This window comes from Acinetobacter sp. YH12233, assembly GCF_013417725.1.
In the GTDB taxonomy this organism is placed as follows: Bacteria; Pseudomonadota; Gammaproteobacteria; order Pseudomonadales; family Moraxellaceae; genus Acinetobacter.
Map to the genome: position 1 here is coordinate 21,675 of NZ_VPDK01000014.1, position 22,274 is coordinate 43,948.

Consider the following 22,274-nt stretch of genomic DNA (forward strand, 5'->3'; position numbering starts at 1 on the left):
GCTGTTTCATTCATCGGAAACTCGGGGTTTTTAGTCTTTTGGCTTTGGTAATCCTGCTAAAAATAAGCATAATGAAGAATGAATATATAAAAAAGATGTGCCAAGCATCATAAAAATCAAAAATTGAAGGCTGGGAAGCTGAAGGATAAAGATGCGGAGCATCAGATAAGAAGGATAGGTCGAGATGGCTCAAATAAAAGCTAAATTTCAATTTCGTAAAAGCTATTTGGCAATGATGATCGGTTTAGGATTATTGCCATCTGCACATGCAATGCAGGAATTAACTGATTCTTCTCTTTCTGATACTACCGGTGAAGGTGTTGCCCTGGTACTTGATGACTTTAAAATGGTTTTTCAGGCACCGAATGATGCTTCCAGTGGTTCAAGCTATGCACGAGGTATTGCCAATCCAGGTCAGGCAGACACTGGCTTTATTCGTATTATTCCGACTGGAGAGAACTATGCTCAGTTAGGTGAGCGTGCCTATAACAAAGTCTATGATCGAGTGTATGCAAGTAGCTATTTAAATGGTATCAGTGCAAATGCCAATCTTTATCAAACGACTTATGACAATAGTGTTAGTACCTATAAAACTCAAAACTATAATGCGACTTTAACTGCAATCCGTAATGAAATTGGTGCAAGTGCGCGTAGTGGTATTGTGGAAGAATATCGTAATTCGACATTAATGCAGCAATATTATCAGCAGCGTTATGAGGATTATTATGACGGTACAATTATTACAGGATTAAAAAGTGACGGAACAACATCTCATACTTTAACTGCATGGCAAAAAGATAAATCTGTCGAATATGCATTAAAAAATACCTATGAAATGATCGAATTGTTATATGGAAACAAGGTAACCACTCCATTAAATAATACTTGGACTCAACAAGCGGGTACCCGAACCAATGCTATTGATTCAAGAGTTACTACAGTTGTAGAGAATGCGACACAAGAAAAATTAGCAATTGAAGCTGATAGGTATGCACTGATTCAGGCAAAAAATGCAGTGACTGCTATGGAGCAGGCGGTTAAAGCGAGCGCAACAACAGCGGCCAAAGAAGCTGCAATGGGTGCCTCAGTCAGTACGCTACGTACGAAGGCTGATGTATTTATCTATGGTTTAGCTTTATCAAAAAGTGATAATTCACTCAGTAGCCGCTATAGCAATCAGGGGTTTAATTGGGGAACAGCCAGCAATCCTTGGTTATTTCATGCCGGAGCCGAAACAGTAAAACAGTTTACGGATACGGGAAAAGAAGTGGGCTATCTAGCTTTAGAAGCACCTCTTGCAACAGTTGCTGCAAATGAAGCAGATAATAATATTAAGCTTGGTTTTTGGACTGATATTTTCTCACGTTCTTTAAATTCAAGTAATACCGTAGATTATGCTACTGGAGCACCTACTTCAGGCTTAGATATTTCTGAACGTTTTCGTGCACAGTTTATTGCTAATGGCTTGAGCATGAACGGTTCGCAAGTCCGATTATTTCAAACCCTTACATCGCCTGATCTTGCATATAGTCAAACCTTGGGCCTGGCGAGTCTGATCCGACTCAATACTAATGATGATCCCTCTACTTTGACCAGTGATTCAAACAATTTGAACAGTAAAGGGATTCGTATTAGTAGTGCAGCAAAAGAGAATAATCTTGATGGAGATGGTCCGACTCCTGCTTTAAATGGCTCTGCAGCTCCTATATTTCATGATACCGAGGGATTGTATTTATATAGCCCGAATATCAATTTGGTACTAGGAAGTATGTATCAGCCTTTTGTTGTGGGTTCGGAAGGAAATAATATTATTTTGGAAGTGACACGTATTCCTAAAATTCCAGATATTTACAACCGGATTTATCAGCGTTATCCAGATGGAAAAGGTGGTTTTTTAGGATCAGAAGCACTTTTAGGCTCTACATGTAATGTATATACGTGTGGTACTGAAATTAAAGCTCAAGCTTCAGATAGCATTGCCTTGTATCAAGGACGCGATGCAACTCACAGTAGTATCGCCATTGGTTCTGTTGAACGTATTGCCAATACTAATATGCTGAAGGCAAAAGATGATAATAATGCTACTGGTGTGGTATTTAGGGGGGCTACTGATAACTCAATGAGGAATTTTGGTTCAGCAGTGATTGATGGTGTGTTGATTCAACATCTAAAAATAAAAACTACAGGTCTATAAAGGAATAGGGCAATGTTGAAAAAGTTAATGCTTGCTACAGTTCTTGGGATTTCTTTTGCGACACAAGCCGGCTTGGTCAGTCTTGATCCGCAGCAAATGACAGCGGAAACGGGTCAAGGCGGAGCAGATTTAAGCTGGACCTTGTCACTCAACCATCAATACGCTACTGATTTAACGAAATCTCAAATTTCTGAAACGGTCGCTAATAAGTTAGAGGTGTATTACAAGCCAACAACAGATTGTGGAATTAACACCTTGTTTTGTCGCTTGGCTATTTCTCCGAACAATCATGTTGATGCTCAAGGCAATAAAAAATGGCTGGTATTTAAAGGCATACAAGGCACCCTGCAAATTGATAAGTTTTCTATCGATGGCACTACAATTACTAATGTGGCAGGCGATCCTCAAACAGCCATGAAAATCACTTTTTATGATGATAAACCTTTAAAAATCAGAAACTTGGGTTTTAATACTTTGGCTATTGAAACCGGAACCGGTGAGGGCGATAAAGAAGGCTATGCCAATTCAGAGAGGTATACGACCTTCACCAATCGTGTTTATAAAGCGGACGGTACATATACCACTGCCTCAGCAGATGTTCCGGAATTTGACCGGGGGCGTGAGAAGGGGTTTATGGGTCTCAATATGCACGGCAACATGCACATGTCAGGAAACTTAAAAATATTTGGCTTTAACTGCTCAGCTGGGAGTGCACAAAGCCGTTGCTAACTGCATGGATGCAGTATAGGGATGAAAGAATGAAAAAAATAAAATCACAAATTAAATTATTAACGGCATGTGTCTGTTTAGCACAGCATAGTTATGCACTAGAGCTGATTGAAGAACAAGAATTGGGTCATATCACTGGTCAAGACGGTATTACGATTACACACGAGGTATCAAAAGTAGAAGTTGAACAGCTCAATTGGTATGACCCGAATGCTGATGTAAATACCAAGATGGGACTGGGATTGCATAAAGTAGAAATCTTAGGCAAAGATCAAAATGCGATTTTAAGCCAGCTTAAGTTTGATGTCGGTGCGACCGATGCTGGTGCAGGGATCCGTCTAGAAGCAAGCGTAGCTCCCTTTAGTGCCAATGCAGATTTTAAACTTGTGAGTAAGGATTGTGTTGGAACAAGCTGTGTCGAAAACAATCAAAATTTGGGCAAATTAGGTCTTGCGATTGATAGTCCATTTAAAATGGTGCTTCATACGACAGCAGGTTTATTCAATAAGAATGAAACAGCTACTATCGATTTCAATTTGCAAGATGCCACGATCAAACATACTTTAGGTACAAATAGCTTAGTTCTAGATAACTTTAATTTTAACTTCGCTGGTACGGGCTATATGTATATAGACCCGATACAAGGCGTCGTACTCGCCAGTAAAAGTGGCACACAAGACCATCTAATTAATTTAAAACCAGTGGCTGTAGGAACAACTGGTGCGCAAACAGCTGGATTAAACTTTGATTTACGCTATCAGAATGGAGATGGCGATTTAAAAAATATCATGCGCTATGGTATTTCGGGTGCAGTGAGTAATGCACGTTTGTCGTTAGGTGCTGATCAGTCAAAACTGAACTCTTTTGATATAAGTAATAAAGTTGGTGGTGTGCTGACGCGACAAGATCGCAGTGTTTCAAGCTATAACGCAGGTGAAGGCGGCTTGCATCTTGGTTTATCAGCTGATTTTACCAATCAGGAAGTGGCAGCAGCACAGGGTTTAAAACCAACGACTTTGGAAATTGGTCATACGGGTAAAGGAAGCTATGCAGTTCAGTTTAATGAATTACGTTCATTAACTGGAAAAAATAATGCATATATCGATTTTGGCGATATTTATATCAATACAATTCAGGCGCAGAGCCTAGAATTTTTAGTTAATGACAATATTAAGTCAACACTTAGACAAAGTAATCCGATTTTGCAGCAAACTTTAAGCAGTACGTCTGCTAATCAGGATTTTGCACTAATCGCCATACGGGGTATGGATTTCCAGTCGATTGCAGCCAAAGCAAATTTTATTTCTAATGATACTGGTATTATTTCCGGGAATAGTGGTTCTTGGGGAATTGGTATTCCAATTTACAACCTGAATGCCAATGTTGCTTTGTCGGGTACAAAATATGACGGTGACAAGAATGGTATTGCCTATAACGTGATGGCATCAACTGAAGGTTATGGAAAGGATGCCAAAACTGGAGCACCAAGTACAACTTCAATTCTTTTAATTGATGGTGGTGTAGAGAATGGCCATGCGCGAAACTATTATGCTGGCCTTCGAAATATTGATGCCTTTATTGAATCCAAAGGGGTGATTGGTTATGAAGATGAAGGCATCTATGTAAAAGCTGATAAATTGCTGATCGCAGCTAAAGCTGAAGTGGCAATTGGCCAATTACCGGGATCTAAATATAACTGTGTATCAGGCAATAAATGTGATCAGTTTGTTCCTGATGACAACTTTTCTAAACGCGATGATGTATTAACAACAATTGCCATGATGCTTGATGGTAGTGGTGAGTTAATGATTATTCCGGGACTGGATGTAGCAGGCGAAAATTATTTATCGTTGGATGCAAACTTTAAGTTCCGAACATTAACTTCTACAGAAAAAGGTGATGTTAATAATCTTGGTAGTTATTTTAGTCTGATTAATGAAGATGTAGATAGCACAGGTGCAGTTCATACTTCTGCGATTAACTTTAATCGTATGGAAGGGAATTTAGGATTAATCACCAAAATAGGCGTGAGTGAAGATACTGTTACTTTAGATAATCAAATTAAATTTAATAAAGATCAGAAGATTATCGAGCCGTTTAGAACCAACATGGCCATGACCACAAATGGCAATATGCAGAATATAGCAACAATTGCACTCACAGGCGGAACCATGCGCAGTACGCTTGGCATTACACCGCGCTGAAATAAGGGATGATTTCATGAAAAAAATAATATTGAATAGCTTGATTGTCACTTTAATGGGCCTTAGTCAACAGGCGATGGCAATGACAGCCTTAGACGATGAGGCTTTATCGGCAGTTGATGCACAGGCCTTATTAAATTTGGAAAATGCTTATGATTCATCACAAGGGATTAACTTCCATAAGCTAAGTATTGAAGCTTTAATGGAACTGAACATTAATATCAAAACTTTGCAGCTCGGTTGTGGTGGAACGAATAACAGTATTGGGAATACTAATGGCTGTGATATTGATATTTCTAACTTGGCATTGAGTGGCTTAAATACCAGTCTTGATGATAAGGGTAACCCTGTCTTTTCAGGTGACCGTGCTAATACCAGTGCCAGTGTGAGTAATCCCTTTGTTGAGTTTGCAATTAAAAATGGTGGAAGTGCTTCTACCCGTGAAGTGGTCGGTTTTCGTCTAGGTGCAGATAAAATTGTCGGACTCTTAACCATGGGGACTGACAACATCGAAAATCCGAATGATGGCCTCAAAAGTTTTAGTGGTTATATGAAAATGGCGCAAACCACTGGTGAGTCTGTTACAAAAGCGGGAACCTTTGGTATTGCAAATGATGAAAAAATCTCAGGGAATCTAAAGGCTTTAGGACAAACACGTACTTTTACCAGTAAGCCAGGTGCTGATGGCCATACCGGGATTACAGTGCCTTCCATGCGGGTAGACTTTACTATGCCAGAAACTGTCGTGACTGGGCAACGCTTAAAGTCAGCGACTGTAAGTAATATCCGTTCTACTATTGCTTCGATTCCATTAGCAAAGGCTTTAACGGGTTCAACTTTGCCAAGTGATGTGATTGGTACACCAGATTTTTCAAAAGATAAGCTGTATGTAGAGTTTGATCCATTAATTGGATTTCTTAATTTAGGAACACATTCTTTCTTTCAAATGGGTGCTGGTTCAAGTCTGGATAACCTGAATATGGACATCACCTTTGTCCAAGCTCTGAATATGATCCATAATATTCCATTAAATGGTACAGGCGGTTATTTGTCTTTACAGAGTCAGAATGTGCATTGGCAAGGTGCGGACGCGGCTGATATTGCCAAACCAGGTTGGTGGCTATCTTTTAAAGACCCGATTCAACTGGGTGTATTAAAAACTACAGATGAAGTTGATATTTCATTCGTGTTACCTCAGGTAGCAACTGCTATTTCTGAATTTCTTTTACGTCCTGAAAACTTGATTGATGTCAGTGTGGGCGAGGCTTTAGGGTCTCTGGCGAATGTCGCGGTGGTACGTAAATTGAATATTGATGTAGGTAAATTTACTAACTATGTAGATGGTACTCCTGCAACTTTAACCTTAATGGACAAGCTGCTACAGAACCAGAATGTGACCTCAAACTGCTTTGGCGGGCATAAGTTCTGCTAAGTTAGAGACATAAAAAATCCCGCTCTAGGCGGGATTTTTTGTGTTCGTTAGAAAATATTATTTCGCAATTTTTGCCAGTAGTTCTTCTTTCGAAAGATTTACTGATTCTGCATCACGGCGACCTTTATATTCAAAAGTACCTGCATCCAGACCTTTTTCACCAATCACAATGCGATGTGGAATACCAGTCAATTCAAGATCAGAGAATTTCACACCTGGACGCTCGTTACGGTCATCAAGCAATACGTCAAAACCAGCAGCTTGCAGTTCTGCATATAAGCTTTCAGCTGCTTCTAAAGTGCGAGGTGATTTATGCGCATTCATTGGCACAATTGCCACTTCAAATGGAGCGATCGCAGCCGGCCAGATGATACCTTTTTCATCGTAATTCTGTTCAATTGCAGATGCTACGACACGTGTCACACCGATACCATAACAACCCATGGTTACAGTGAATGGTTTGCCATCTTCACCTAAGACTTTACAGCCTAAAGCTTCAGAGTATTTTTTGCCTAACTGGAAGATATGACCTACTTCGATACCACGTTTGATTTGAAGTGTACCTTTACCATCTGGAGAAGGATCGCCTTCAACCACATTACGCAGGTCATAAACTTCGCTAAACTGCGCATCACGTTCCCAGTTCACGCCAGTTGAGTGCTTGTCTGCTTCGTTTGCACCTGCAACAAAGTCAGAAAGTACAGAAGCAGCACGGTCAACAATCACTGTTAGGCCTTTCTCTACTAAACCTTGCGGACCTACAAAACCAGCAGTCAAACCTAGTTCAGCAAGTTGAGCTTCAGTAGCAAAAGCCAAAGGCGCAGCAATTTTTGGATGCTTTTCGGCTTTAATTTCATTCAGTTCATGATCACCACGAAGGAACAGGGCAACGACAGGAGCTGCTTTACCTTCTTCAGCTGCAACGCCTTGAACCAGTAATGCCTTCACTGAATGTGCAGGGTCAGTGCCAAGGAAGCTTGATACATCAGCAATCGTTTTTTGATTTGGGGTATCAACCACTTTCAGTTCTTGAGTTGGAGCAGCACGATCGCCCACCAGAATCGCTTCAGCCATTTCGATGTTAGCCGCATAATCAGATTCAGTTGAGAAGGCGATATCATCTTCACCACTTGAAGCCAAGACGTGGAATTCGTGTGAACCTGAGCCACCAATTGAACCGGTATCCGCTTGTACTGGACGGAAATCCAGACCTAAACGGGTAAAGATCTTGCAGTACGCTTCGTACATTTTGTCGTAAGTTTCTTGCAGAGATTCCTGATCCGCATGGAAAGAATAGGCATCTTTCATGATGAATTCACGTGAGCGCATTACGCCAAAACGAGGACGAATTTCGTCACGGAACTTGGTTTGAACCTGGTAGAAGTTTGCAGGCAGTTGTTTGTAACTTTTTAGCTCATTACGTGCCAGATCAGTGATCACTTCTTCATGTGTTGGGCCAAGCACAAAGTCATTGGTATGACGATCTTTAAAACGTAATAGTTCAGGACCGTATTGCACATAACGACCAGATTCTTCCCAAAGAGAAGCTGGTTGGGTCACAGGCATCAAGACTTCGAGTGAACCCGCGTTATTCATCTCTTCGCGAACGATCGCTGCAACTTTATTTAATACGCGAACGCCCATCGGCAGCCAGGTGTACAAACCTGAAGCCAACTTACGAATCATACCGGCACGAAGCATCAGCTGATGTGAAATAACTTCAGCATCGTTCGGGGTTTCTCTCAACGTTGCAAATAAAAAGCGACTCGCGCGCATGGAAACTGTCCTAAAAAAATTAAGCGTTAAAGCAGAGATTATACAATAAAAAATGAGGTGAACATTCGTGAATGTCACCTCATTGTGATGGTTTAAATTATGCCATGATTTTACGGGCTTGGCGCAGCATAAAATTCTTAAAGTCATCCAGGTAAGTGAAAATCACTGGAACCACGACCAATGTCAGCAGGGTGGAGGTAATTACCCCGCCGATCACGGCATGTGCCATCGGTGCACTTTGTTCACCACCTTCACCTAAGCCCAGAGCGAGCGGCACCATTCCCATGACCATGGCACTGGTGGTCATCAGAATTGGACGTAAACGGGTTTTGCCGGCATTCAGAATCGCATCATAACGGGCTTCACCCCGATCCATGGCTTTCTTGATGAAGTCGATAAGCAGAATCGCATTTTTGGTCACCAGGCCCATCAGCATAATAATACCGATAATTGAAAACAGGTTCATGGTCGAATTAAACAGGAATAGCGCCAGGAATACACCAATTAATGACAAGGGTAATGAAGCCATAATGGCAGCAGGGTGAATAAAGCTGTTGAACTGTGAACCCAATACGATATAAATAAATACAATCGACAGGGTAATCGCAGTGAGCGCATAACCTGCGGATTCTGCCATGTCTGCATTGGCGCCTTGGGTATCAAAACTATAACCCGGCGGCATGTCGAAACTATCCTGAAGTCTGCTAATGTCAGTACCGATGTCACCTGCAGGGCGTCCAGAGGTATTTGCTTCAACCAGCACCTCACGCGCCAGATCTCGACGATTAATCTGAGAAGCTCCCAGTTTTTCTTCAAAATTCGCGACGCTAGAAAGCGGGATCAAAATCGGCTGATTATTGCCATCCATTTTAGATGAAGTGATATACATATTTTGCAGATCACTTGGCAAGGTACGTCGGTCTTCGGTCAGGCGTAAGTTAACATCATAAGTTTCACCTTTTTCATCCTGCCAGGTGGTGACATCATCGCCGGCAATCAGTGGGCGAACCACATTGGCAATTTGATTGACTGACAAACCAAGATCACTGGCCAGAACGCGATTGATCTGTACACCTAAGGTCGGTTTTGGCTCTTTCAGTGAGGATTCAAGATCGACAATGCCATCAATTTTAGCCATCTCGACCATAAAGCGATCGGAAATCTTCTGTAGTTCATTCAAATCAGGGCCTTTGATTGAAATCATAATCGGCTTTTGGCCACCCGATACGGTTTCATCCGCGGAAGCGACTGAGGTAATGGTAATGCCGCCCACAGATTGTAAACGTTGACGGAATTCATTATTGAGATCATTCAAGCTTTTCTCGCGTTCAGTCCGCGGAGTCACAGTGACACGTAAGCTGACATGGTTTTTACCGCGATCGGTCACACCATTAATTACGCCGTAAGTTGCACGTACATCAGGATGCTGACGTACAATTTTATCGACCTGCTGCAGTTTGGCTTGTGAATATTCCAGTGAAGCATCGACTGGAGTTTCAAACTTGATCCGGATTTCACCCTTATCCGGGACAGGTACGAACTCGGTACCAATCAGTTTCGACAGGGCTAGAGCGCCAAACAAAGACGCCACTGCAATTACAATAGTAATGAATCTAAAGCGTAAAGCTAGTTTCAATAGCTTTTCATAGACATGACTTAAATTGTCTAATTTGCCTGAAATCCAGTTAAAGAAACGTTTAATTCGACCTGGCTTTTTATTGGGATCTTTTTTCTTTTCTGCCCAATGCGCAGATAGCATTGGATCTAGAGTGAAGCTAACAAACATGGAAATCAGAACGGCGGTACTCACCGTTACACCGAACTGATAGAAGAAACGGCCAATGATTCCGCCCATAAAGGCAACAGGCAAGAATACCGCGACAATGGTCAGTGTTGTTGCCAGAACGGCAAGGCCAATTTCTTTGGTGCCGTCCAGCGCGGCAGTGACATGGTCTTTACCCATATCGGTATGCCGTACGATATTTTCCCGTACTACAATTGCATCATCAATCAGCAAACCGATACTTAAAGACAGGGCCAATAAGGTCATCATATTGATGCTGAAACCAAAAGCCCAGATAAAGGTCAAAGTTCCGAGCAATGCAATCGGTAAAGTGAGGCCAGTAATGACCGTTGAGCGGAAAGAACCTAAAAATAATAGAACAATCAGCACAGCAAGAACCGCACCCTCAATAATGGTACGCGCAACATCACCAATGGTGCCGCGGATACTTTTTGAAGAATCCACCACAACTTTTAAGGTGGTTCCTTGTGGCAATTGGGCTTTAATGCTTTCAAGAGTTTTGTAGGTACTGTCTACTACTTCAATAACATTAGAATCAGAGCTACGCAGAATGTCGACAGCCACTGCAGCCTTGCCATCCAGAAATGCACCAGTTTCAAGTTCTGCCTGACTATCTTCAATTTCTGCGACCTGTTTCAGAAAGATCGGTGCACCATTTTTATTGGCAATGACCAGATCGCCAAAGGCGAGGGGATGCAGGACTTTGGAATTGATCTCAATCACCAGTTCCGAGTTGCCAGATTTTAATGTACCGCCCGGAACTTCGATATTTTCAGATTTCAGAGTATTAATGACGCTATCCACGCCAATGCCAAAAGCTTGCAGTTTCTGTGGTTCAACCTGAATACGAATCTGGCGCTGTGCATCACCGAGCAGGTTGACTGTACCTACACCCGGAACAGTCCGTAGTTGTGGAACAATGCGCTGATCCAGATAGGAGCTTAGTGCTTTTAAGCCCATATTGTCAGATTCAAATACGATCGACATGATTGCATTGGCAGTCGGATCATAACGCTCGACGACTGGCTCCTGAATTTCATCACGGAATTCAGCGGTGACTGAAGCAATTTTGTCACGGACATCCTGTGCTGCCGTGGTTGAAGGCACTTCCAGATTGAATTCGGCCGTAATCATCGACAGGCCTTCACTGGATTGTGAAATCACCTGTTTTAAACCGGAAATAGTATTGATCTGGTCTTCGAGTTTTTTGGTAATTTCCGATTCAACAGTTTCTGGAGAAGCACCTGGATAATTCGTATAAATTACGACAAAGGGGAAATCGACATCCGGAAATTCTTCCACACCCATGCGCTGCCAGGAAGCCAGTCCAAGTACCATCAAACAGAACATCATCATAATAGTGAAGACGGGATACTTCACACTAATTCGGGTAAACCACATATTAATGATCCTGTCTGATTAGTTGGAACGCACTGTCACTGGCTTGTTGAGATCTGCCTCGGTAAATGGAATGCGACTGACCTGATCACCTGTTTCCAGACCCTGGATCACTGCAGTATTCTGGTTATAGCGCTGTTCCAGAACCTGAACATTCACTTTAATAATTTTGTTCTGGCGAATAACCCAGACATAAGGTTTATTCTGGATATCCTGAATGGTATCGAGGGGAATAATCTGACCAGAAACTTGTTGAGAACTCAGAATATTGCCTTCAACAAAAGAGCCAATACTTAAAGAGGGAATACTTTCATTTGGTCTGGCGAAGAATTCAATCTGGCGACTAGCCTGATCAGCAATTGGAGATACCCGGCTAATAGCAGCGGTAAATGTGTTTGGATTGCCCTGAATCTGGTATTCAATTTTGCTACCTAAACGCAGACTGGACTGCATCTCACTCGGGACACGGGCCTGAATTTCCAGTTGATTTGGATTTACGATTTCAAACAGGGTTTGTCCGATCGCCACGGTTTGACCGGGCTCAACCTGACGCTGGGTGATCACGCCACTAATCGGGCTGGTGATAATGCCATCACGATCGGCTTTTACGGCAATATCGACATTGGCTTGCTGTGCGCGGACATTTTCAACCTGGGCCTGATAGTCAACCTGACTTTGCTCATATTCAACTTTAGAAATAAAGCCTTGGTCGAGCAGGCGCTTTTTGCGCTGCATCATGTTACGCGCCTGATTGGCCTGTGCCTGGGTAGATGCCAGATTGGCACGGGCCTGAGCCAGACGTGCGGCATTGTCCTGATTATTTAAGCGAACCAGTACCTGACCTTTAGCTACATTGTCACCGACCTGAGCATTAACACTGGTGGCAGTGGCCGAAACCTGCGCTTGAATACTGCTTTGGTTGACTGCGCGAATAGTGCCGGTAAATGCGGATTTCTGGATTGAAGTACCTGTTTTTACAGCTACCAGATCCTGAAGAATTAGTTCAATTGTTTTGGGACTTTCGGCTTGCGGTGTAGATTCATTTTTATTGCAGCCGCTTAGAAAAAGACTTAAGCAAAGTGCACTCACCATCAATACAGAGCGCGAAGAAGGGGTCTTTGAAATATGAAAATGCTGTGCAAATGGCATATTAATCCTTTTCACTTGTGGTCGTTTAAAGCAACAACAAGTTATTTGTGTTTATTCAAGTGCTTTTAAACGGGCAATAATTCTGTCGTATTCCGCTTCCATATTTCGATAGCGAGTTTGTAAAGATTGAATATTTTCTTTTTGAGAAATCAGGTTTTTCTGGTTGTTTTCAAGGTTGGCTTTCAAAGATGCCGGGGGATTATTGCCTTTACGTAAATATTCACGTTCTTGGCGTAAAAACATAACCCGGTCTTGCTGCAACTGTTTCATCTGCTCTTGCTGAAAGGCAATCTGTTTTTTAAGTTGGCTCAGACTTTCATTCTTTTTTTGTAGAGCAACATGGCTATTGGTATAGGCACGTTTCAGTTTCTGGTCTTCTGCAATGCGCTGAGCCTGCTGGGCACGTTGCGGCGCCTGTTTAATATCTTTATCGACATTATAAGGACGTGCACGTTTAATGACCTGCATATTCTGGTCAAGTGCCTCATATCCATAGCGGATATGGTTGGGGGTAACGTTAGTGCTGATATTGGCCACACCTTTATTATCATAATAGCGGTACCAGGTGGCTTTTGGTGGCTGGTTAGTTGAGGCATAAGAAATGGTGACCTGAAGAAAAAGTGTCACTGCAAATATGAATCGGCCAGTCATTTTATTTTTATCAATGAAAGCAAGTTTTTCTGAAAACTGACTCATCATTGGCTCCCCAATTGAAAGTTGACTAAATTACTTATTTTAAAGTAATAATAATGCTATATTAGACTCAAATTCACGAATTAAAAACTACCATCAGTCAAAAAAAAAGCAATGACAAAATAAAAATGTGAAATGGTTAATGAAAATCCGCCATTTATGCACACTTGTGTAGAAAATGTTCATTGATAATACAAGTGGATTTGTGTTAAAAATGTTTATCGATCGTAATAAAATAATCCTATGAGCCTTATGGCGCATCGTTTCTAAAATGGGAAGGGTCAAAATGGACGATAAATTCCAAAATCTAAAAGTTATGGTCATTGATGACTCAAAGACCATTCGTCGTACAGCAGAAACTCTTCTACAGCGCGAAGGATATGAAGTCGTGACTGCGGTAGATGGTTTTGAAGCTTTGTCAAAAATCGCAGAAACCAATCCGGATATCGTATTTGTAGACATCATGATGCCTCGTCTAGATGGTTATCAAACTTGTGCATTGATTAAAAATTCTCAAAATTATCAGAATATTCCTGTGATTATGCTTTCGAGTAAAGATGGCTTATTTGATCAGGCCAAAGGTCGTGTTGTTGGTTCGGACGAATACTTGACTAAACCTTTCAGTAAAGATGAATTGCTTAACGCAATCCGTAACCATATTAGTGCTTAATAATTGATTTTTTAGGGGAATTGGCATGGCGCGTATCTTAATCGTAGATGACTCACCGACAGAAACATTCCGTTTTAGAGAGATTCTTTCTAAACATGGCTTTGAGGTGATTGAAGCATCCAATGGTGCAGATGGGGTAACCATGGCTCAGGCTGAGTTGCCAGATCTGGTATTGATGGATGTGGTCATGCCAGGCGTGAATGGCTTCCAGGCAACACGTCAAATTGCACGTGGTGCAACCACCAAGCATATTCCGATTGTGATTGTAAGTACCAAAGATCAGGCCACTGACCGCGTTTGGGGTAAACGTCAGGGCGCCGCAGATTATCTTACAAAACCGGTAGATGAAAAACAGTTGATTGAAGTGATTAAGCACCACCTCAACGCAGGATAAGCTCTATGGCAGCAAATGGATTTATCGAATTGCTTCGCATTGCGAAACGGGGAAATAAAAACTACGTTTCTAATGAAAATGAAGTCAACCGATGGTCAGGCATTGCTTTTGAGATGATGGGGCAATATTTTGTTGCCCCGCTGGGGGAAGTATCCGAAGTGATCTATCCTCCAAAATATACGCCAGTTCCTAATACTCAATCATGGGTTTTAGGGTTGGCCAATATTCGGGGAAGGTTATTATCAGTTTCTGATTTGACTCAATATGTATCAGGACAGAGTAGCCAGTTTTCACCGACTCAAAAAGTATTATGTATTCACCATAATGACCAATATGTCGGTTTGGTTGTTGATCAAGTTTTGGGTATACAACATTTTAATAAGAAAAGTTTTTTTTCTAAAACAACTGAATTGGATAATAACTTACAAGAATACTGTCAGGGATTTTTCCACCAGCATAACCAGCAATGGCATGTGTTCTTATTCAGTCGTCTGTTGCAAAATCCAAAATTTATGAACGCATCTATAAAATTTATAAATTAAACGTCGCGCACGAAAGTAATAAAGACGTAAATCGGGGAGAGGCTGCATGGGCTTTAAACTTAAAAAGAAAAATACAGGTGAAGGTAGCCGCAAAAGTGGCAATACTTTTTTATCCAAGATTCAATCACAAACAGATCAGTTGTCACGTGTATTTGGTGATAGTGAAAAGTCTAAACCGTTTATTTATGGTGCAGCCGGCTGTCTGTTAGCGGCAACCATCACTTTATTGTATCTTTTCTACAGTGTGCCACGTGCCAACCAGCTGACACAAAGTCTGGGTGATTTACGTCTGCTTTCACAAACCATTTCACGTCAGGCAACTGAAGCAACGGCTTCTGGTACACCTGAGGCGATGAAAAATCTGACAGATTCTCAAAAAGCTTTTGCTGAAAACCTTGAGACTGTAAAAAATATCCATTCCAATAATGAAGCGCTGCAAGCAGTAGATAAACAGTGGACAGAAGTATCTTCTAGTATTGACCTGATTGCATCGCAACAAAAAATCATTAACCAGTTATATGACACCAACATTGCGATTGGTGAAGCGATCCCGGGAATTCAGGCCGAATATAACTTGATGGTCGACCAGATGGCGCGTCAAGACATGCCGTCTAACCAGGTGGTCATTGCGAAAAACCAGGTATTTATTGCGGAACGTATTTTACGTTCGATCAGCTTGGTATTGACCGGTAACGACGGTTCACGTGAATCAGCGGACGACTTCAGTGCCGATACCGAAACTTTCGGTTCATACTTAAATGCACAGTTAAACGGTTCTGCTGAACTGGGTGTACAACGTATTACTGATCCAAACCTGCGCGAGTCTCTTGAAGGCATTAAAGCAGAATATGATGATGTACTTGAATCAGCATCTGCGACAATCCTGAAAAACTCTGCGCAAATCGTAAAAGTACGTCAGGCATCTGCGTCAATTTTCTCGCAATCGGATGCCCTGCTCGATAACCTAAACAAACTGTCTGGTAACTCTGGTCTGAAAACAATCGTTCCAGCGGTACTGTTAATTCTGTTATTGATCGGCTTCCTACTCTGTGTATTCCGCCTGTTAACCCTACGTGGTGCATCGGATAAACAGCGTGTAACCCGTCTTCAAGAAGAATATGACCGTAACCAGAATGCGATTTTACGTTTACTAGACGAGATTGCCGACCTTGCGGATGGTGACTTACGTTCATATGCAACAGTATCGGAAGACTTTACCGGTGCGATCGCCGACTCGATTAACTTCGCGATCGACCAGTTGCGTGACTTGGTATCTCGTATTACCGAAACTTCTCAGGAAGTTGCGCAATATACAGCGACAACTCAAAGCATTACCAACCAGTTAGCTGAAGCATCTGAACACCAGGCACAAGAGATTGCGGGTGCATCTGCTGCGATTAACGAAATGGCAATGTCCATTGACCAGGTATCTGCCAACGCGGAAGAATCTGCAGTCGTTGCGGAACGTTCAGTACAAATTGCTGCAAATGGTGCAGACGTTGTACACCGTTCTATTGAAGGTATGGATACGATTCGTGAACAGATTCAGGAAACCTCTAAACGTATTAAACGTCTGGGTGAATCTTCACAAGAAATTGGTAACATCGTAGCCCTGATTAACGATATTGCCGACCAAACCAACATCTTGGCATTGAACGCAGCGATTCAGGCGTCGATGGCGGGTGAAGCTGGTCGTGGTTTCGCCGTGGTAGCGGATGAGGTCCAGCGTCTTGCGGAACGTTCTGCCTCTGCAACCAAACAGATTGAAGGCTTGGTAAAAACCATTCAAACGGATACCAACGAAGCCGTAATTTCAATGGAACAAACCACAGCCGAAGTTGTACGTGGTGCGAACCTGTCTAAAGACGCTGGTGTGGCACTGGATGAGATTCAAACGGTATCGAATAACCTGGCAAAACTGATTGCGAACATTTCCGATGCTGCGAAACTTCAGTCTGCATCTGCGGGTCATATTGCGACCACGATGAATGTCGTACAGGAAATTACTTCACAAACTACGAGTGCAACCTTCGATACAGCACGTTCGGTATCTGAATTGGCGAACATGGCCGATGCATTACGTGAATCTGTATCTGACTTTAAACTACCAGAATAAAGTCAGAAAGTATGAGGGGAGTGTGCCTTAACCTAGGTTGAGGCACATTCAGAAATACAGATAAAGCCTCGACAAGATGGACTTGACTACATAAGGTTAGGTCTCGCGTGACGGTCACAATTAAGTTTGAGCGCCCTTCTTGGCGGCACAACGTAAGAAGCATTAGCTATGAAAGAAATATTAAAAAATTTAGTTGAAACGACAACGCTTCCTGAAGACAGTTATCTTGATCAAGATGCAGAAATTCTTGAAATTTTTGTCGAGGAAATCGAAGAGATTTTCGTTGAGTTAAATGCTTTATTTCCAGAATGGTTGAGTGATCCGGCTCATCAGGAAAACCTGAAAACCATTCGCCGCCATTTTCATACCCTGAAAGGTTCAGGCCGTATGGTGGGGGCTAAATCTGCGGGTGAAATTGCTTGGGCAGTGGAAGATACCTTAAATCGGGTACTTTCAGGCTCAATCCAGTTAACGCCTACAATTCAACAGTATGCCAAAGCTGTACTGAATATTTACCAGTTTATTTTATATCCAAAATTCAAACAGGTGCAGGAACTCGATGTTGACCTACGCCCAGTCGTGCTTTTAGGTCAGCAATTACAACAACAAATAACACCTGAACCGGCTTTAGAAGAACTCTTGCAACTAGCAGACAGTCTGACTGCCGAGGGTCAGATCACAGGTCTTGAGCTAGGTGATTCGGCTGAAGATCAAGATACAACTGCAGCAATAGAAATAAGCACAACAGAATTTGAGCTTGAAGAAGCTGATAGTGAAGATGCTGCACGTAGTGATGTAGAAGAAACCGTGGCGATCTTTATCGAGGAAGCGGAAGAGCATCTCGAAACGATTGCCAAGTTCCTGCGTAGCGAAAATGAAAAAGTGCAGGATTATAATGCATTGATTCGTGCTATTCATACTTTGCGCGGCAGTTCGTCCATGGCACAGATCGAAGAAATCTTCGAGGCCAGCTCTAAAGTAGAACATCTGTTTAAAACACTGCTTCAGGATGAAATTGCATCCACCTCAAAAGAAACTGCTGTATTAATTCAGTATGCTGAATTTGTCAGCGACTATCTGCATTTGTTACGTCAGGGTGATAGCAGCAAACTGGCAGCAGTGTATGCGACTTTTGAGCGTGTCTGGAATGATTATGGCTTCGCAGCCACTGAAACGGAAACAGTTGAAACCCAAGGTCTGGTGACCAAGCTGGTTGAACTGGAGATTGACCTGTTGCTGGATGCCGAATTTGAATTCGATAAACGGGCTAAAGTCGATTATCCGGAATATATTCAGGCTTTAAGCGAGCAGGCTGCCGAGCTGCTTGCACATACAGATAACCGTGCCGCACTGGGTATTCATGAGTTTACGACAGATTTAAAATCTGCTTATGATGCCTTGCTGGAAAAACCGGTACTGCTGAATAGTGATTATGCTTATGAGCTGTTTGCCCAGGCACATCAGGAATTCATTCATTTATTCGATACCCTGGCAGCAGGCCAGCGTGTCATTCTGAATGATGATACGCAAAAAACCTTGAGTGAACTGGCTGCATTTGTACAGCAGGACCTGGAAATCTTTGCTGAAGACAATGTTCCTGCTGAACAAGTATCAGAAGAAATTTCTATTCCTGAAGCTGCAACCACAGCCAGCATTGACTTCGCTGCTTTAAGCCAGCGTATTGCCTCTGACCGCCAATACATCGACAGCGCAGAAACTCAGCGTGATTTCGATGAGGATCTACTGAATATCTTCCTGGAAGAAGCGGATGAATTACTGGTAGGTATTGATGAAGATCTGAATACCTGGAGTAAAAAGCAGGATGATACGACTTCACTGAATAACCTGATGCGTCACTTGCACACCTTAAAAGGTGGTGCAAACATGATTACCGCTTCTCATATCGGTTCGATTTCGCACGAACTAGAAAGTATTTATGAGCGAATCATCCGTCAGCAGATCGCTGTTACTCCAGCGCTGATTCAAATCATTCGTCTGGTGCAAGATAACGTTTCTGACCGTATCCAGTCGATCCGTGATGAAGGTATCGATTATCCGGCTGTTGAAGCAATTTCGATTCTGCAAAATATTCAGGCATTGGTGGCTGGTCAAGCTGTTGCAGCTCCGGTAGAAACATCGATTCCTGTTGTCGAATTTGAATATGTAGAAGCTAGTGCTGATTCCGAACAAACAGCGGATGAAGCATCGGAAGAGATTGCATTAGAAGATACAAGTTCAGATCTAGAACCGGCCCTAAACTTAGAAGATGAACAAGTTGAGCTGACTGAAACAGAAACTTTGACTGAGCCAGTTGAAATTGTAGCAGAAGAGCGCTCTGAAGAAGATGAACTGAAGTCAATTGTTGAAGAGACTTTCCTTGAAGAGTCAGAAGAGATTCTCGACAATACTGAAAAACTGCTGAACCAATGGTTTGATCAGCGTAGTGACCGTAGCTTATTGCTTCAATTACAACGTGCTGCCCACAGTATCAAGGGTGGTGCGCGCATGGTTGAAAACGAAAAGGTGGCCAGCATTGCGTATGAACTGGAAACCACTTTCGAGCAGTTTGCGGTATATCACTTTAACTCGAATGCTTATGATGGCTTGCTGCAAAAAACACTGGCCTGGTTAAGACAAGCGATCTTCCAGCGTGACTATAGCAATTTTGAACAGATCCAAAGCAGCCTGAAAAAGATTGCGTATGTGGATGTTACTGCGCAGCTGCCAGAACGTCTGGCTAAAACAGAAACGCTGGTCACAGAAAATAGCTTCGAGTTTGTCGAAGGTGATGGTACTGAGCCACCACGTATGATGGGTGAGTGGATCGATACCGGTAATACCGATACCAGCCATGAGATGATCCGTATCTCTGCTGATCTGGTTGAGAAGATGATCGACCTGTCAGGCGAGAATGCAATTAACCGTTCGCGTATCGAGATGGACTTAGGCCAACTTGGCAATACCCTGAACGAAATGGAACTGGCAATCAAACGTCTGGCGGACCAGTTGCGCCGAATGGAAGGTGAGCTGGAATCACAGATTATTGCCAAACACGGTTCAGAAAACTCGCGTTATGCAGACTTTGACCCGCTGGAAATGGACCAATATTCGTCCCTGAACCAGTTGTCCAAGTCGCTAGCGGAATCTGCTTCGGACTTGGTTGACTTCAAGAGCACCTTATCCGACAAGATTCGTGAAACTGAAGGTTTGTTATTGCAACAATCACGGATTCAGGCCGAGATTCAGGAAAGCCTGATGCGTACCCGTCTGGTACCGTTTGACCGGATGTTGCCACGTTTACAGCGTATCGTACGTCAGACTTCTACGACCTTGAACCGTCCAGCCGAACTGATTATTCAGAATAGTGAAGGTGAATTAGACCGTAATATTCTGGAGCGTCTGGTAACGCCATTCGAGCATATGCTGCGTAATGCGATTGACCATGGTTTGGAAGATACAGCAGATCGTATTGCCTTGAACAAACCGGAAGTCGGTTCAATCCTGTTAAATATCAGCCGTCAGGGTACAGATGTCATCGTCTCATTTAGTGATGATGGTAAAGGTATTGATGCTGAGAAGATTCGTGAAAAAGCACTCAGCCAAGGCCTGATCAAAGAAGATCAGACACTGGATTCGGAAGAGCTACTGCAATTCATTTTCCACCCAGGCTTCAGTACTGCTAAATCTGTAACCCAGATTTCAGGTCGTGGTGTGGGTCTGGATGTAGTACAAAGCGAGATCAAGTCTCTGGGTGGTCACGTATCTGTCAGCTCTGAAGTTGGCAAAGGCACAACCTTCACCATTCGCGTACCGACGACTGTAGCGGTCAGCGATGCCTTGATGGTAAAAGTGGGCGATCAGCAATACGCCGTTTCTCTGGCGCAAATCGACCGTATTGTACGTATTGCACCATCTACTCTGGAAACTTACTTCAACAGTAAAGACGATTTCTTCAAGATTGATGGCGTCAATTACAAATTGCGTTACCTGTCTGAGTTCGTATCGAATCAGCCAATTCCTCGTCTGAACAACGTAGCGCATTCACTGCCAGTATTGCTGATTAAAGGCAACAGTGGTCAAACCATTGCCTTACTTGTGGATCAGTTAGTAGGTTCACGTGCACAGATCGTGGTGAAACCAATCGGCCATCAGTTCGCCAATATTGGTGTAGTCACTGGTGCGACGATTCTTGGTGATGGTCAGGTTTGTCTGATTCTGGATGGTCAGAATATTGCCCGTCAGATCCATGGTACGCAGCGTGTGAAACACATGCAGGATCAACGCGATGGTTCACGTTCTGGCAATGCTCGCCGTCTGGTAATGATCGTGGATGACTCGGTGACTGTACGTAAGGTGACCTCGCGTCTACTTGAGCGTCAGGGCTATGATATAGTCACCGCCAAAGATGGTGTAGATGCGATTGAGCAGCTTGAAAATGTCCGTCCGGATCTGATGCTGCTGGATATTGAAATGCCGCGTATGGATGGTTTTGAGGTCACGAACCTGGTTCGTCACCACGATATTCACCGTGAACTGCCAATCATCATGATTACTTCACGTACTGGTGAAAAACACCGTGAACGTGCTTTCAGTCTGGGCGTAACCCACTACATGGGCAAACCGTTCCAGGAAGCTGAATTACTGGCGAATATTCAACAGTTAATTGCTGAAAAACAGGGGTCATAAATGAGTCAGAATACGACTAATGCCAAAATGGCTGATCAGATAAGTCAGCAGGAACTTCAGCATTTAATTACGGTATCTACCGGATTTATTGATGCTTATATTATTGACTGTCACGGCAAAGATCCAATGCTGTTACCACAAAATATTGTCCTGTCTGCACTGGATAGTGATACCCAGGTTAAAGTGGTTGAGTGGCATGATGCGCAATTACCGGTTTATGCAGTTAATGATCCTACACGTAAAAGTGGTGTGGCGCTGGTGATTGAAGGAGATGAGGTGCATCAGCGTTTTGCCCTGATGTGTAATGAAATGCCGAAAACCATTCGTCTGCGTATTTCTGAAGTCGTCGATGCTGATCAGCAAGTGACTGACCCCGCAGTATTCCAGTATGTGCGTATGGGGGATCAGTTATTTCACATCCCGCAAATGGGTTATATTCAGTCTTCAATTGGCTTGTAATTCATTACAAAGCACATAAAAAAAGGAA

General features: G+C 42.8%; 14 protein-coding genes. 10 read left to right on the forward strand and 4 right to left on the reverse strand.

Features of this window, described 5'->3' with window-relative positions:
- Positions 1-184 precede the first annotated feature (184 nt).
- Genes FTV12_RS08085 through FTV12_RS08100 form a run of 4 tightly spaced genes read left to right on the forward strand, consistent with a single transcriptional unit; the run spans position 185 to position 6,559 of the window.
- The gene (locus tag FTV12_RS08085) at positions 185-2,194 is read left to right on the forward strand and encodes a hypothetical protein (RefSeq protein ID WP_180011992.1); all 2,010 of its coding nucleotides are present in this window, start codon (positions 185-187) and stop codon (positions 2,192-2,194) included.
- 12 nt (positions 2,195-2,206) lie between these two features.
- Positions 2,207-2,923 carry a hypothetical protein gene (locus FTV12_RS08090; RefSeq protein ID WP_166139299.1) on the forward strand — a complete coding sequence of 239 codons (717 nt, stop codon included), beginning with the start codon at positions 2,207-2,209 and terminating at the stop codon, positions 2,921-2,923.
- Positions 2,924-2,952: 29 nt separating this feature from the next.
- The gene (locus tag FTV12_RS08095) at positions 2,953-5,127 is read left to right on the forward strand and encodes a DUF6160 family protein (protein ID WP_159123365.1); all 2,175 of its coding nucleotides are present in this window, start codon (positions 2,953-2,955) and stop codon (positions 5,125-5,127) included.
- Between the two features lie 16 nt (positions 5,128-5,143).
- A complete protein-coding gene (locus FTV12_RS08100; RefSeq protein ID WP_166139297.1) occupies positions 5,144-6,559 on the forward strand; it encodes a hypothetical protein in 1,416 nt (471 codons plus the stop codon).
- 57 nt (positions 6,560-6,616) lie between these two features.
- Here FTV12_RS08100 and FTV12_RS08105 read toward each other — a convergent pair whose 3' ends face one another.
- The 4 genes from FTV12_RS08105 to FTV12_RS08120 form a co-directional block, all read right to left on the reverse strand.
- Positions 6,617-8,335 (reverse strand): proline--tRNA ligase, encoded by a 1,719-nt coding sequence (locus FTV12_RS08105; RefSeq protein ID WP_180011990.1) that lies wholly within the window; start codon positions 8,333-8,335, stop codon positions 6,617-6,619.
- A 97-nt stretch (positions 8,336-8,432) separates the two neighbouring features.
- On the reverse strand, positions 8,433-11,540 hold the full coding sequence (locus FTV12_RS08110) for an efflux RND transporter permease subunit (protein WP_180016892.1): 3,108 nt from the start codon (positions 11,538-11,540) through the stop codon (positions 8,433-8,435).
- Between the two features lie 18 nt (positions 11,541-11,558).
- A complete protein-coding gene (locus FTV12_RS08115; protein WP_166139290.1) occupies positions 11,559-12,686 on the reverse strand; it encodes an efflux RND transporter periplasmic adaptor subunit in 1,128 nt (375 codons plus the stop codon).
- 51 nt (positions 12,687-12,737) lie between these two features.
- Positions 12,738-13,382 (reverse strand): hypothetical protein, encoded by a 645-nt coding sequence (locus FTV12_RS08120; RefSeq protein WP_159123370.1) that lies wholly within the window; start codon positions 13,380-13,382, stop codon positions 12,738-12,740.
- Between the two features lie 283 nt (positions 13,383-13,665).
- On the opposite strand from FTV12_RS08120, the gene pilG reads away from it, so the two are divergent.
- The 6 genes from pilG (at position 13,666) to FTV12_RS08150 (ending at position 22,246) form a co-directional block, all read left to right on the forward strand.
- Positions 13,666-14,049, forward strand: coding sequence for a twitching motility response regulator PilG (gene pilG, locus FTV12_RS08125; protein ID WP_180011986.1), 384 nt, complete (start codon positions 13,666-13,668; stop codon positions 14,047-14,049).
- A gap of 25 nt (positions 14,050-14,074) precedes the next feature.
- Positions 14,075-14,443 carry a response regulator gene (locus FTV12_RS08130; protein WP_004784985.1) on the forward strand — a complete coding sequence of 123 codons (369 nt, stop codon included), beginning with the start codon at positions 14,075-14,077 and terminating at the stop codon, positions 14,441-14,443.
- Between the two features lie 5 nt (positions 14,444-14,448).
- On the forward strand, positions 14,449-14,985 hold the full coding sequence (locus FTV12_RS08135; protein WP_159123371.1) for a chemotaxis protein CheW: 537 nt from the start codon (positions 14,449-14,451) through the stop codon (positions 14,983-14,985).
- A 46-nt stretch (positions 14,986-15,031) separates the two neighbouring features.
- Complete coding sequence (locus FTV12_RS08140) at positions 15,032-17,101, forward strand: methyl-accepting chemotaxis protein (protein WP_004784982.1); 2,070 nt, start codon at positions 15,032-15,034, stop codon at positions 17,099-17,101.
- Positions 17,102-17,269: 168 nt separating this feature from the next.
- The gene (locus tag FTV12_RS08145) at positions 17,270-21,787 is read left to right on the forward strand and encodes an Hpt domain-containing protein (protein ID WP_180033848.1); all 4,518 of its coding nucleotides are present in this window, start codon (positions 17,270-17,272) and stop codon (positions 21,785-21,787) included.
- Complete coding sequence (locus FTV12_RS08150) at positions 21,788-22,246, forward strand: hypothetical protein (protein ID WP_004784978.1); 459 nt, start codon at positions 21,788-21,790, stop codon at positions 22,244-22,246. It abuts the gene before it with no gap.
- The last annotated feature ends 28 nt before the right edge of the window (positions 22,247-22,274 follow it).

Bases quoted from the DNA above. Each gene is read 5' to 3' on its own strand.
- FTV12_RS08145 (WP_180033848.1), top strand. From the start codon at position 17,270: ATGAAAGAAATATTAAAAAATTTAGTTGAAACGACAACGCTTCCTGAA.
- FTV12_RS08140 (WP_004784982.1), top strand. From the start codon at position 15,032: ATGGGCTTTAAACTTAAAAAGAAAAATACAGGTGAAGGTAGCCGCAAA.
- pilG (WP_180011986.1), top strand. From the start codon at position 13,666: ATGGACGATAAATTCCAAAATCTAAAAGTTATGGTCATTGATGACTCA.
- FTV12_RS08090 (WP_166139299.1), top strand. From the start codon at position 2,207: ATGTTGAAAAAGTTAATGCTTGCTACAGTTCTTGGGATTTCTTTTGCG.
- FTV12_RS08115 (WP_166139290.1), bottom strand. From the start codon at position 12,686: ATGCCATTTGCACAGCATTTTCATATTTCAAAGACCCCTTCTTCGCGC.
- FTV12_RS08100 (WP_166139297.1), top strand. From the start codon at position 5,144: ATGAAAAAAATAATATTGAATAGCTTGATTGTCACTTTAATGGGCCTT.
- FTV12_RS08105 (WP_180011990.1), bottom strand. From the start codon at position 8,335: ATGCGCGCGAGTCGCTTTTTATTTGCAACGTTGAGAGAAACCCCGAAC.
- FTV12_RS08150 (WP_004784978.1), top strand. From the start codon at position 21,788: ATGAGTCAGAATACGACTAATGCCAAAATGGCTGATCAGATAAGTCAG.
- FTV12_RS08120 (WP_159123370.1), bottom strand. From the start codon at position 13,382: ATGAGTCAGTTTTCAGAAAAACTTGCTTTCATTGATAAAAATAAAATG.
- FTV12_RS08135 (WP_159123371.1), top strand. From the start codon at position 14,449: ATGGCAGCAAATGGATTTATCGAATTGCTTCGCATTGCGAAACGGGGA.
- FTV12_RS08110 (WP_180016892.1), bottom strand. From the start codon at position 11,540: ATGTGGTTTACCCGAATTAGTGTGAAGTATCCCGTCTTCACTATTATG.
- FTV12_RS08095 (WP_159123365.1), top strand. From the start codon at position 2,953: ATGAAAAAAATAAAATCACAAATTAAATTATTAACGGCATGTGTCTGT.
- FTV12_RS08085 (WP_180011992.1), top strand. From the start codon at position 185: ATGGCTCAAATAAAAGCTAAATTTCAATTTCGTAAAAGCTATTTGGCA.
- FTV12_RS08130 (WP_004784985.1), top strand. From the start codon at position 14,075: ATGGCGCGTATCTTAATCGTAGATGACTCACCGACAGAAACATTCCGT.